This window comes from Bacillus sp. 5w2 (assembly GCF_054353775.1).
Genome location: NZ_JBTIWT010000004.1, coordinates 22,130 through 35,248, shown reverse-complemented (window position 1 = coordinate 35,248; position 13,119 = coordinate 22,130). Strand labels below are relative to the sequence as shown.

General features: G+C 34.7%; 13 protein-coding genes. 3 read left to right on the top strand and 10 right to left on the bottom strand.

The features are described 5' to 3' along the window. The first annotated feature begins 104 nt into the window (after positions 1-104). Positions 105-308 carry a CsbD family protein gene (locus ACXY7N_RS09995; RefSeq protein WP_016086800.1) on the top strand — a complete coding sequence of 68 codons (204 nt, stop codon included), beginning with the start codon at positions 105-107 and terminating at the stop codon, positions 306-308. A 212-nt stretch (positions 309-520) separates the two neighbouring features. Here ACXY7N_RS09995 and ACXY7N_RS09990 read toward each other — a convergent pair whose 3' ends face one another. The 4 genes from ACXY7N_RS09990 to ACXY7N_RS09975 form a co-directional block, all read right to left on the bottom strand. Next, positions 521-1,999 (bottom strand): DUF4822 domain-containing protein, encoded by a 1,479-nt coding sequence (locus tag ACXY7N_RS09990; protein ID WP_016135152.1) that lies wholly within the window; start codon positions 1,997-1,999, stop codon positions 521-523. Between the two features lie 482 nt (positions 2,000-2,481). Further along, positions 2,482-2,733 carry a DUF2164 domain-containing protein gene (locus ACXY7N_RS09985; RefSeq protein ID WP_001983516.1) on the bottom strand — a complete coding sequence of 84 codons (252 nt, stop codon included), beginning with the start codon at positions 2,731-2,733 and terminating at the stop codon, positions 2,482-2,484. Between the two features lie 17 nt (positions 2,734-2,750). Further along, entirely contained in the window at positions 2,751-3,203 is a 453-nt protein-coding gene (locus tag ACXY7N_RS09980) for a peptidoglycan recognition protein family protein (protein ID WP_016135153.1), read from the bottom strand. Between the two features lie 14 nt (positions 3,204-3,217). Beyond that, positions 3,218-4,021, bottom strand: a complete 804-nt coding sequence (locus tag ACXY7N_RS09975; RefSeq protein WP_033659746.1) for a protein phosphatase 2C domain-containing protein — start codon at positions 4,019-4,021, stop codon at positions 3,218-3,220. A gap of 144 nt (positions 4,022-4,165) precedes the next feature. Between ACXY7N_RS09975 and ACXY7N_RS09970 the strand changes: the two genes are divergently transcribed. Next, complete coding sequence (locus ACXY7N_RS09970) at positions 4,166-4,975, top strand: YitT family protein (RefSeq protein WP_000251342.1); 810 nt, start codon at positions 4,166-4,168, stop codon at positions 4,973-4,975. Between the two features lie 20 nt (positions 4,976-4,995). Here the strand turns inward: ACXY7N_RS09970 and ACXY7N_RS09965 are convergent, their stop codons facing one another. Beyond that, entirely contained in the window at positions 4,996-5,367 is a 372-nt protein-coding gene (locus tag ACXY7N_RS09965; protein ID WP_016135155.1) for a VOC family protein, read from the bottom strand. Between the two features lie 235 nt (positions 5,368-5,602). Here ACXY7N_RS09965 and ACXY7N_RS09960 point away from each other — a divergent pair, with 235 nt between their 5' ends. Beyond that, complete coding sequence (locus tag ACXY7N_RS09960; protein ID WP_016135156.1) at positions 5,603-7,135, top strand: BA3702 family sensor histidine kinase; 1,533 nt, start codon at positions 5,603-5,605, stop codon at positions 7,133-7,135. A 55-nt stretch (positions 7,136-7,190) separates the two neighbouring features. On the opposite strand, the gene ACXY7N_RS09955 is transcribed toward ACXY7N_RS09960, so the two are convergent. The 5 genes from ACXY7N_RS09955 to ACXY7N_RS09935 form a co-directional block, all read right to left on the bottom strand. Then, a complete protein-coding gene (locus ACXY7N_RS09955; protein WP_033659747.1) occupies positions 7,191-7,802 on the bottom strand; it encodes an alpha/beta hydrolase in 612 nt (203 codons plus the stop codon). Between the two features lie 24 nt (positions 7,803-7,826). Continuing rightward, positions 7,827-8,765, bottom strand: coding sequence for a ring-cleaving dioxygenase (locus ACXY7N_RS09950; protein ID WP_016086793.1), 939 nt, complete (start codon positions 8,763-8,765; stop codon positions 7,827-7,829). A 353-nt stretch (positions 8,766-9,118) separates the two neighbouring features. Further along, a complete protein-coding gene (gene putP, locus ACXY7N_RS09945) occupies positions 9,119-10,597 on the bottom strand; it encodes a sodium/proline symporter PutP (RefSeq protein WP_016135157.1) in 1,479 nt (492 codons plus the stop codon). 299 nt (positions 10,598-10,896) lie between these two features. Further along, entirely contained in the window at positions 10,897-11,385 is a 489-nt protein-coding gene (locus ACXY7N_RS09940; RefSeq protein ID WP_016086791.1) for a cytochrome c biogenesis protein CcdC, read from the bottom strand. 112 nt (positions 11,386-11,497) lie between these two features. Then, complete coding sequence (locus ACXY7N_RS09935; protein WP_016135158.1) at positions 11,498-13,072, bottom strand: FMN-binding glutamate synthase family protein; 1,575 nt, start codon at positions 13,070-13,072, stop codon at positions 11,498-11,500. Positions 13,073-13,119: the final 47 nt, after the last annotated feature.

Here is a 13,119-nt window from a genome sequence, read left to right as displayed (position 1 = left end):
TCATTTGAATATTTAAACTAGATTTGTTACGCTATTACTAGATACATCATTCAACTTGCAATATGAAAAGAGAATTCTAATCAAACTACAAGGAGGAGAAATGTATGACTAAACATGATCATGGTTTAAAAGAAAAAGTAGAAGGTGCTATTGATAAGGTAAAGGGTGAAGTAAAAGAAGTTGTCGGGAAAGTAACTGACAATAAGAAATTACAAGCTGAAGGAAAATGGGATAAGGTGAAAGGCACTGCTAAAGATACGGTTGGTAATGTGAAAGAAAAAGTACATGAATATAAAGAGAATAAATAAAACAAAGATGTATGGTGGTGCAAGTAGGGAATTACTAGATCCGAGAAAAAAGAATTTGTATTTTATATTTGCACATAAAATCATTTTAAAACGACAAATAGATGCCTCAAGGCATCTATTTGTCGTTAAATAACTATTTTACTTCTACTGTATAATTACCTAATCGCTCAGGCTTTTTCTTACTAACATAGTGCCTTTACTAGAGTAAAAGATTAATTTGTGAAATTTGGTTTTAGGTCACCTGTATACGGTTCATGCTCAACAAAGATTTTTATATCTTTTCCATTCGCATCTTTCCCGATTCTTGTATACGTAAATTTATCTTTATTTAACTCTGTAAGTTCAAGGACCGCACCATATTTATTATTCCCTAACGAAACGTGAGCTCTTATTTTATTACCATGTACAACATCAAAGAAACCATAGTCTCCACGACTTTCTCCTGTATTCACATTGAAAAACTCGTATTTATTTGTATTTTTATCATATTTTGCTAGACTGATTAAGTTTGAGTTATATTTTGTTACATTATTACCCTGTTCGTCTAATACCACCGTTCCGTTCCATAGTGTACTAGATAAAATTTCATCTCCATCAACGTCTGTAACTATTTTTCCCGTCGAGCTCTCTAAATTTTTATCAGGTCGCGTGAAAGACAGCTCTTTTTCATGATAAGGAACATGTTCAACAAACACTTCTACATCATTCCCTTTTGCATCTTTCCCCATTCTTTTATATGTAAATTTCTCCTTGTCTAATTGCGTTAATTCAACAACCGCTTGATAATTTTGCGTTTCAGAAATTAACACTCTTTTCTTTCCATCGTTGGTTATAAAGAAGGTACCGCTATCATTACGACTCTCTTCTGTATTTGCATTGAAAAATTCATACCTTGCAGTTTTAGCATCATATTTTGCAAGCCCGATGAAATTTTGATTTTCTTTCGTTAAATCATTATGGTCTTTGTCATAGACTTTTGTCCCTTTCCAGTTTGTTTCACCAAGTATGCTAGCTAGTAATTGCCCTTTCGTTTGTTTAGTGTGTTTAGTTTCTTGTATTGCATTGTATAAAAATTGTGCGTACTGTTCACGCGTCACATCCATACTTGGAGCAAATTTCCCTCCTCCTACTCCTTTTGCAATATTATTTGTTTGAACAGCACTAATTGCGTTTCTTGCCCATGAGTTCGTTGAAACGTCATTAAAAGTGTGATCACTCTTTGCCTTTAAATGAAATGCATTTGTAAGAACCTGTGCCATTTCTGCACGTGTTAAGGATGCCTTTGGCCTAAAGTTCCCATGCTCGTCCCCCGTAAAAACACCCATTTCTGTTAAAGACAAGATTTCCTTTATATAGCTTGTCGAATCTTCGCTTACGTCCCCATATGGGTTCTGATAATTTTTATTTTCTGCCACATTAAAATAACGATACATTAAAGCTGCGACTTGTTCGCGTGTTACGTTATCTCCAAAACCAAATCTCCCATCATCATAGCCGAAAATGATTTTCTCATCTGTTAATTGATGAATCGCCTCATATGCCCAGTGCCCCTTTGGAACATCTTTAAATACACCAGTATGATTCGTTTGTGGTGTAATCCCTTCTGCTTTCACTTCTCCACCTTTTTCAGTTAATAGAACTCCACCTAAAACTGCTGATATGATACATGTTTTTAAAATTGTTTTATTCATAGCTTCCCAATCCCTTCCTTCATTTAACAAAAAATCACACCACTTATCTTCCAAAAGAAGATTCTATGTGAGCAATTCATGTTATAAATTTTGATTACAGCTAATTGTATACAAATTTTCAATTCCCCCAACTTTGATACGAAGTATTACACCTCCAAAGTTCTTTTTCATAGTATGCATAGCTGCTATATATAGGAATTATAAATAGCAACTATAAATTGCCCATAAATAAATTATTAAAAAAAGATAAAATTAAGATAATATATTTTTAATCTCAATCTAAAAAAACGTTATTCTTTCTCATCTAGCTTGCTAAGAAAGAATAACGTTTTTTAATTCTAGGTTCCTTGTGACAAAAAAGAAAAGGCTTATTTTATACGTCCAAAAACAACTTCACGGCCTTTTCCAAACAAAACATCGGAAAAAAGCCGTGGCATAATACTTATTTTATAATTGACGGAAGACGACCAAAATGGCTCTTTTTACTTCCCTTCGCTCTTCTCTAGCACATACAAATCTTCTTCAATATTTGATAATTTTTCAGTTACAAGTTTTCTAGCATCTCCAATTGCTTGATTGTATGCAAATGGTCCTACTAATTTTATCATTTCTTCTATTAAACGCTCTGCTTGGAAACGTCCAATTTCATCTAAATCTTCTTCAACGAAAAATTGCTGAATTTGTGCTACAAGCTCTTCTTTTTTATCATTTGGTATTTTTATATTCATCATCATTCGTTACTCCTCTATATTTAAGATAATACTTTTCTTAACTCTACCATAGAAAAGCGATTTCCTGGACAAGTTTTTGTAACCCCTTCTAGCTCTCTATGGCCAAGTATATTCCTTTTCTCTATAGCAAACTGCTTCATAAACATTTTACATAAAGAATATAATGCATTCATTTGTGCGGTAGTTGGATCATATTTATCAAAATTACCCGTCATACATATTCCAATTGTATCCCTATTATTATCTTTCGCATGTGCTCCAATATGTAAACCTCGCCCTTCGACTACAGTTCCATCTTCTTCAATAAAATAATTGTAACCGATCCCGCTCCATCCTCTTACTTTTTGATGAAATTCATGTGTTTTATACACATCCCATCCATCTTCGGATGTATGGTGGATAATCAATTTATTTACTTTTTCTAAAGGAACTAATTCATCTTGAAATGTTAAATTTGCACATTTAATTTCCATTTGAACATCCTCCCTTAAAAATCAATCATCACAATTGTTTTATCATCTGGTCTTATTCTCTTTTCCCCTTCCAACTCTTCAATAATTGCTACATATTCGCTTATACTAGTCTTTCTTATATATGCAACAGTTTGTTCGAGTGGCCAATCTGGATGGAATAATCCGTCTGAACAAATAAAAATCCCGCTCACTTCCTCTATATGTAATTCACCATGTTGTAAATAATGTACCGCTTCTTTCATTCCATTTGCAACGGAATACCCGCCCTGTATATTTGCAAGATAACGATTGTATTTTAACTGTTCTCGCACATCTTGAAAAATATGTTCTTCTGGTACAGATAACCCTTTTTTACGATCTTCTTCTCTCTTCTTTTTTGCTCGTTTACTAATTCCTTCGACCGTATCTCGCGTTAATACTTGCATCGTTCCATTTTGAAGTATCGCGACAATCATACAGTCCCCTAACTGTGCGTATTCAATTTTTTCACCTTCTATTTGAACTGCTGCAATACATGTACACCACAAATGTTCTTTTTTTCTCGTATCCACTTTATATTCTAACATTTTGCTTTGCAATGCTTCATTTGCTTTTGCAACTGCAACTTGTAAACTATGAGTTTCACGTAATGAAGCAAAATAACTTGCAAATAAATGCGAAGCTATGTATGCTCCATTATGTCCCTTTTCATCCCGAAACGGGACGAGCGGTGTTGCCCCATCACATACACCATAAATCTTTTTATCTTCATTACAAAAATAAGAATCCTCACATTCTTGCTTCAACGGGCTTTTCTGTTGATACGTTTTTACCCTCATATCTGTATCCCCTTTCAAATGATAAAATACTCGAATTCTTTTGATTAATCTAATTTTCCGAAATAAACTGTTTTTACCCAAAACTTTCAATATCATATATAATCTTGAAATAATATGAATTTTTTAGTGAAGGACGGGAAAGAGATGGTCAGATTTCTTGGTGTTATTATTGGTTCTATTATTATTGCGATTGCCTTTAATCTTTTCCTTATCCCCCACAAAATTTTAAGTAGTGGAATTGGCGGAATTGCTATTATTTTAGGGATTGTAACTCCTGTAAACACGGGTATTATTAACTTTGTATTAAACTTACCTATCCTTATTTTAGGATACATAGGTCTTGGAAAAAAAGTAATTTTTAACACGGTTATCTCTGTTATTGTATTATCGGTCGCATTATACTACGTTCCAGTAAAAGTCGTAGCAACAGATCCACTTTTATCATCTATCTTTGGTGGTGTCATTGCCGGAGCTGGTATCGGCCTTGTTTTTAACTGTAATGGATCAACTGGTGGATTTGATATTATCGGTATGTTGTTATCTCGCAAAAGAGACATTAAACTTGGTGGATTCCTTATTATTTTAAATGCAGTCGTTGTAATAATTGCAGGATTCTTCTTCACTTGGGATGTTGCTCTTACAAGCTTACTTTCCATTTATGTAACTGGTAAAGTCATCGATGCTATTCATACGAAACATCGAAAAGTTACACTTATGATTGTAACAAATGAAGCAGAAAAAATGAAAAAACAACTTCTTTCAACTGTTGTACGTGGGATTACATTACTTGATGGTGAAGGTGCTTATTCCAGTGAAAAAAAACGTGTACTTATGACAGTCGTTTCTCGTGAAGAATTGGCAAGTATGAAATTAACAATTTCAGAAATTGATCCTCATGCATTCGTTAACATTACCGAAACGGTTGAAGTGTTAGGGTTGTTTAGAAAAGGTTAAAAAACTAGGTGGAAATCCACCTAGTTTTTATTTTCCATAAATTCAATTCGATTTCCAAACGGATCTGAAACGTAAAATCTAATTACATCTGGACGTGCATGATCGTCTATTACTTCAATACCTTGCTTTATTAACTCTTGTTTAAATTCATCAATTTTTAAAACATAAAAAGCTGGATGCGCCTTTTTAGCAGGATTGAAGTTTTGCTCGACTCCGATATGAATCTCTTGATTTCCACACTTAAACCAGCACCCACCACGCTTCTTTAATTCCTCTGGCTTCGGTATTTCCTCCATACCTATTTTATGACCATAAAATTCTCGTGCTTCTTCTTCACACCCTACAGGCGCAGCTACTTGCACATGATCAATCCCTTGAATATAATTTTTCATTTTATCTCCCCCTCCTCTATCCTAATGTTATAGGGAAAACACACTCCTGTAACTTACAAAAGATTTATAAAACAATATAAGCTCCCCTTATTACCACCTTACACTCACTTTACCAAAATAAAGAAAATAAAATTTATTCTATAACTTCCATTTTTTATAGAAATACACATTACATCTATATTATAGTTATGAATAGACAAATCTTTTTAGATGCTAATTGTACGGAGGAAATTATATGAGTCGTAAAAAATATTCATCTACTCAAAAAAAACGTCATCCGAACATTTCTGGACGTTTACGAAAACATGTACAAGATCGTTCTTTAGCAGAAATGTACGCATCTCTGTTCGAACACAATCCTGATAGTATTATTTCATTAAATTTAGAGGGATTTATTCTACATATAAATCCTTCTGCCGAAAGAATACTAGGTTACACTTCTTTAGAATTAGAGCGCAAAAACATTACCTCTATTTTAGAAGCTCATATTTCTGAGCAAGTATTACAAAATATAAAGAATACTGAAGCGGATAATCAACAAGAGTATATCTTATCTATTTATCATAAAAGTGGATTCTTATTAGACGTCGTGACAAAACTAGTTCCTATTTTTGTCCAAAATCGTCTAACTGGCGTATATGCCATTATGAAACCTCTTGAAAAATCAGAAAGAATTGAAAAAATGCTAAAAGAAAGTGAGAAGAGATTACGTACATTAATGGATTCAATGCCTGCGTTTGTTATATTTAAGGATCATGAAGGGCGTTGGCTTGAGGCAAATGACTACGCACTTTCTTGCTTCGATTTTCATCATGTACCTTACCATGGGAAAAAAGATAGTGAACTCATTCAATATAATGAAGCGTACCGAGAATCTTTTTTACATTGTGAAGAGGTCGATGAACTAGCATGGCAACAAAGACAAATTCTTCACGGAGAGGAATTTATTATACATAGAGATGATTTCGACTTAATCTTAAGTATATCGAAAGTTCCTCTGTATCATCCTGACGGCTCCCGTAAAGGTCTTATCGTAATGGGAAGAGATGTTACAGAACTTAAAGAAACAGAAAAGTTATTACGAAGATCAGAAAAACTTGCTGTAGTCGGACAACTGACAGCTGGAATTGCCCATGAAATTCGAAATCCACTCACTTCACTAAAAGGCTTTTTAACATTGCTGCTCCCTGAAATAAGTGAGGAAAATAAATGGTATGTTGATGTTATGTTAAGTGAAATTTCACAAATGGAATCTATCACAAGTCAATTTATGGCGATGTCTAAACCACAAGTATTATCAATCAAAACTTGTAACATACAAGCTTTGATTGAAGAGGTCGTTACATTTATTTTACCAACTGCTATTATGCATAGCGTTCACATCATTATGGATCATTTTGATTACGTATATGACATTCAGTGTGACAGCAACCAATTAAAACAAGTTTTTATAAATATATTAAAAAATGCGATTGAAGCGATGCCAACTGGTGGAAATATTTTCATCCAAACAAAACCATTAGAAGATACCTTCCTCTTAATACGTATTATCGATGAAGGTTGCGGTATCCCAGAAGAACGTATCTCTCGTTTAGGCGAACCATTTTATAGCTTAAAAGAAAAGGGAACTGGACTAGGATTAATGATGTGTTACAAAATAATTGAAGAACATCATGGTAAATTACACATTTCAAGTGAATTAAATAAAGGTACGATCGTTGATATTCAGCTACCACTTTCTTCATCTCACCTTGCAATCCAGTCTTAAATAATAAAAGAAGCATCTGCTAACAATTAGCAGATGCTTCTTTTATTATTTGTACTTATAGAACTGTTTTTCCATACCATTCTTTTGCTTTTTCTACTTCACCCATCGTTAATTGATGCCCTCTATTTTCCCAATGCATTGTTACATTAGCGTTTGCATTTTCTAATAGTAGCTTCAATTCCTCTGACTCAGAAGATGAACAAATTGGATCATTTGTCCCAGCAGCAATAAACACGGATTTCCCAGCTAAATTAGGCAATTGTGTTCCTCTTCTAGGCACCATTGGGTGATGAAGCACAGCACCTTTTAACGCATTTTCGTAATGGAATAATAAGCTTGCAGCAATGTTTGCTCCATTTGAATAACCGATAGCAACAATGTTATTTCTATCAAATTCATATGTTTTTGCAGCTTCATCTAAAAACACATTTAATTCCTTCGTACGGAAAATAAGATCCTCTTCATCAAAAATACCTTCTGCTAATCGACGGAAAAAACGCGGCATCCCATTCTCTAATACATTTCCACGAACACTTAATACTGAAGCTTCCGGATCTATTATTTCTGCAAGTGGTAATAAATCTAATTCATTACCACCTGTTCCATGAAGTAATAACAACACTGGTTTTGACGCATCTTTTCCTTTTTGAAAAACATGTTTCATCATAATCCTTTTCCCCTTTCAATCACTTTAATCTAAATTTCTCACTTCAAATGGTAAAAGTGTTTGTTCAAGCTGTTTTCTATGTTGTTCATATTGTTCCGGTAACTTTAATTCCTCACCCATCGTCTCTAACGATTCATCATGAGCGAAACCAGGAGGATCTGTTGCAATTTCAAATAAAATTTCACCGTGTTCTCTAAAATAAATTGCGTTAAAATAATTTCGATCTTGTACAGGGGTTACATGGTATCCAAAACGAGACACATGCTCTTTCCAGTCTAGCTGATCAGAATCGTCACTCGCTCTCCAAGCAATATGATGCACTGTACCAACGCCCATTTGGCCACGACCAATTGTCGATAACCTCAAATCGATAATATTTCCAATATCAGCAGAAGAACGGAATCGAACAAATTCACCCTCTTCTCCAATTTTCTCAAGACCCATGATATGTTCTAACAGTTCAGCTGTTTTTTGAGGCTGTGCCGATAAAAGAACTGCACCACCAAATCCTTTAATTGCTACTTCTGGCGTAACTTCTCCAAAAGTCCAATTATTTAATTCGCCCTCATCTCTTTCTACTAATTCTATATGCAAACCATGTGGATCATCAAATTCTAAATACTGCTCTCCAAATCGAGTCATTTTTGTATACGAAACATCGAATTTTTCTAATCTATTTTCCCAAAACTCCATTGCCCCTTTTGGTACAACATAAGAAGTGATTCCTACTTGACCGTCACCAATAACTCCTTGGCGAGCACCTGCCCATGGGAAAAACGTAATAATTGTTCCAGGCTTTCCTCCTTCATTGCCAAAATAAAGATGGTACGTACCCGGATCGTCAAAATTTACTGTTTGTTTCACTAGACGTAAACCTAATACACCAGCATAAAAATCTACATTCTCTTGTGGGTGTCCTACAATTGCTGTAATGTGATGAATTCCCATCGTTTTCTTTGTCATTTTCTCCGCCCCTTTTTATTTCATTTTAAAAACTTTTATACATTAAAATTCATTATTCATTTTGTCCATACTGCAAAATAAAATCTGTCATAATAATTTTATCTCGAATCCGAGATATTAATTATAAAATTCCACATCAACTTCTAGCTTATCGGAATTATCTCGATTTCGAGATATTTTACCAAAAAAATATTTACTCACTCTATAATCATAATAAACCTTGATTTAGAATGTCATTTATCTCAAACTTAATATTTATTATAAGTTACTTACTTTTCTTTGTCAACAAGTTACTTATTTCATTTAAAATGAAATAAGAGTAAACGCTATTCACCGTTTACTCTTTTTTCAAATCATTTCGTTTCTTCTTCCAGCACCGCTTCCATCTCATTAAATTCACGATGAATTGCTTTAACTGGTTCTTTCGTTAATAAACTCACAACAATAACAGCTAATAAGCTACAGAAGAATCCAGGTACCATTTCATACATAGTTGCTTTTAAACTTGGAATTTGTACCCAAGTAATAACAACTACCGCACCGACAATCATACCAGCAAGAACGCCCCATTTGTTCGTTCTCTTCCAATATAAACTTAATAAAATAGCGGGTCCAAATGCTGAACCAAATCCTGCCCAAGCATAACCGACAAGTGTTAAAATTGCATCACTTGGATGATACGCTAAAACAACCGCGATCATAGCTACTACTAATACTGACAGTCTACCAATAAATACAAGTTCTTTATCACTTGCTTTACGACGGAAAAATGTTTTATAGAAATCTTCCGTTACTGCACTTGAAATAACAAGTAATTGCGAGGAAATACTACTCATAATCGAAGCTAATATAGCTGACAATAAAAACCCAGTAATGTACGGATGGAATAATATGTTTGAGAATGTTACAAAGACCATTTCTGGGTCTTGTAATGTCTCATTATTTTTAGCGTAATAGGCGATACCAACCAAGCCAGTGAGCATTGCACCTATAATGGAAATCGCCATCCAACCGATACCGATTCTACGAGAAGTTTTCAAATCTTTAATAGAGGTAATTGCCATAAAGCGGACAATAATATGCGGCTGACCAAAATACCCAAGCCCCCATGCTAAAAAGGAAATAATCCCTAATATTGTAGTCCCTTTAAACATATCTAAATGCGATGCATCAACTTGCTTAATCGTATTGAATGTTTCTGTTACACCACCAACATCTGTAAAAGCAACAATTGGCACTAATACGAGAGCGATAAACATAATACAACCTTGCACAAAGTCGGTCCAACTTACTGCTAAAAAGCCACCGAATAGTGTATAAGCAACAACGACACCCACAGTTACAAATAAACCAATTTTATAATCAAGGTTAAAAGAATTTTCAAACAAACGTCCACCTGAAACTAAACCAGCCGACGCATAAAATGTGAAAAATACTAAAATGACGATAGCGGAGACAAAACGAAGTATTTTCGTACGATCCTTAAACCGATTTTCTAAAAAATCCGGAATCGTAATGGAATCATTTGCCAATTCTGTATACGTTCGCAAACGTGGGGCAAGAATTAAATAGTTTGCATAAGCACCTATTAATAAACCTATCGCAATCCATACACTTGATAATCCTGTTGCATACATCGCACCAGGTAATCCCATTAGCATCCAACCACTCATGTCAGAAGCACCAGCTGATAAAGCTGTAACTGCTGGACCAAGTCCCCTTCCGCCTAACATATAATCTGATAAATCGGATGTCTTCTTATAAGACCAATAACCGATATACAACATACCTGCCATATAAATAGCAAGCGAAACCATAATCTCAATCTTCACCAAATCTCTCCCTTAGTTACATAAGCCATTCAAAATTTCGAAAAATGACTTTTTCTATTTTCTTGTTTTCGCTTATGGTTCCCTACCTTAACAAACTTTTTTTGTTCTTTCAAGGGAACAAGCCCTTTTCACTACATGTGAAAACCTTTATAAACGCCTTTATCCCAGTGGATTACCCGGCTTTCAAAAGAAATTAAAGTTACAATATTCAGGAAATAAAAAGTGCTTTTTCACACCTTATTTTCATTTGTTTATCCGACAAATGAAAATAAGCTAAAAGCCATACAAATGTATGGCTTTTAGCTTATTGGCATCGTAATTTTCTCTTTCTCTACGTATACTTTACGAAATTTTATATAGCAGCCAATACGCCAAGGTACTATATAACAAACCGCAAGGGTGTAGAAAAGAATGCCGATTGACTTTGGATCTAAACCTTGTAAATGTCTTCTAAAATAAGCACGTAAAAGGACAATAATTAAAAATGTAGCAATAAAAGCAATACTTTTTTTCGCATAAATTTGACCATCTTCTCTCAATTCATATCCAGTTAAAATAATTAGTGGAATTGATAATAACAGTCCAATCCCAGCAGCTACCCCAATTTGCCAATCAGCAAGTTGTATCGGTGCCGCATATAAAGAAAAACCAGGTAATAAAAAGAATAATGGAAATAATAGTCGTCTTCCTTTATTTTTAATTGGTCGATTCATAGAACGCATACGTCCAAATATAACGAGCCCTATGACGAGTAAAAAAATTGTAATACTGTACGAACCTTGATCCAAGTGAATCTCTCCCTAAAAATAGTCATTTTTAAAAACCTTTCCCATTATACCCTTAATATTTTCTAAACAATGTGATTATTCCTCCAAAAATTTTTAAATATAAAATATATTTTTAGGTTTGATTTATTATAGGAAACAATTCCGAAAGAGGCACCACTCTCCCCTTCTCGTCTTTAAACACAATATGCTCTCTCGTTAAATGACGCGGACTCTTTACTCCCGCTGCTGCCGCTAGTGCAAATAAACTATATCTCATACTTATTATATAGTTCATGACCCGCCACTTCTTCTCATACGGATCTAACGCTTTTTGATAATGAGGATTCGTCGTCGCCACACCAGACGGACATTGCCCCGAATTACATTGAAGCGCCATTATGCAGCCACTCGCCATCATAAAACCGCGGGCTGAATTTACAGCATCTGCACCAATAGCTAAAGCAATTGCCACTTTATCTGGTGTAATTAATTTCCCCGAGGCAAACACTTTGAATTTGTCCCGAACGTCATAATGATTCGCTGTATCAATACATGTCAGTAACGCTGGAATAAGCGGCATCCCCATACTATCTGCCATCGATTTATATGTTGCTCCTGATCCACCTTCTGAACCATCAATTGTAATGAAATCTGGATAGACGTTTAACTCTTTCATCGTTTTGAATAAATCTTCCAACGGCTCCTGCTGCCCAATTACAATCTTCATCCCGACTGGTTTACCGCCGTTTTCTTGCAAACGTTGAATAAAATAAAGTGTATCTGCTGCATTCTTTAAAAATGGAAATCGATTCGGTGAATTAATTGTCTCTCCTTCTCGCACATTTCGAACAGAAGCGATCTTCTCATTTACTTTTTGTCCCTCTAAATGACCACCACGTATTTTCGCACCTTGACCAAATTTCAATTCGAATGCTTTAATGTTGCTTTCTTTTGCTTTCTCCATAAATTTCTCCATTGAAAAATTACCATCCTCATCACGGTACCCAAATAAACCCGGACCAATTTGCGCAATGATATTCGCACCTGTATGTAAATGTTCTGGAATAACGCCACCTTCACCAGTATTAATCCACGATCCACCTGCCATTTTTGCTCCAAACCCGCTCGCTAAAATATAATTTTCTCCAATCGCACCGTAAGAAGTAGCTGATGCTCCAAACATGCCATACAGTTTCCATGGATATTTGCGGTTTTCACCGACTATAATTGCATCGTCTTCTTCGTATAACCAAAGATTCGTTGTATCCGCTGTCAATTTTTCTCTCCGTGAAAATAACCCTTCTTTATGAATCACATACTTTTTCCCTTCACGTTCTTGCGTTACATTCACACTTAGTTCCTCTGTTAATACCGGAAACAGCGTATTAGCAATATAATATCCAGATGCATCAAAATCTCGTTTCGATCCAAAACCGAGTATTTCTGAACGGTATTTTGCTAGAAACATTACACTTTGAAAATCATAACGTGAAAAGGGCTTTCCATCCGTATCATGATCAAACCAATACTGCCTAAATTCCGGTCCTATCTTTTCAAGTAAATAACGCATCCTTCCTAAATATGGATGTAACTTTAATATAGAATGATGAGTCCGTTTTTTAATAAAAAATGTAATAATAAAAAAAATGATTAATAGTAACATCAATAAGAGCAATATACTAATAATAACGAGTAGCGTTTCACTCATTCCGCTTCCTCCTATGAAATTCCATAATAAAAGGAGAACACCTGATG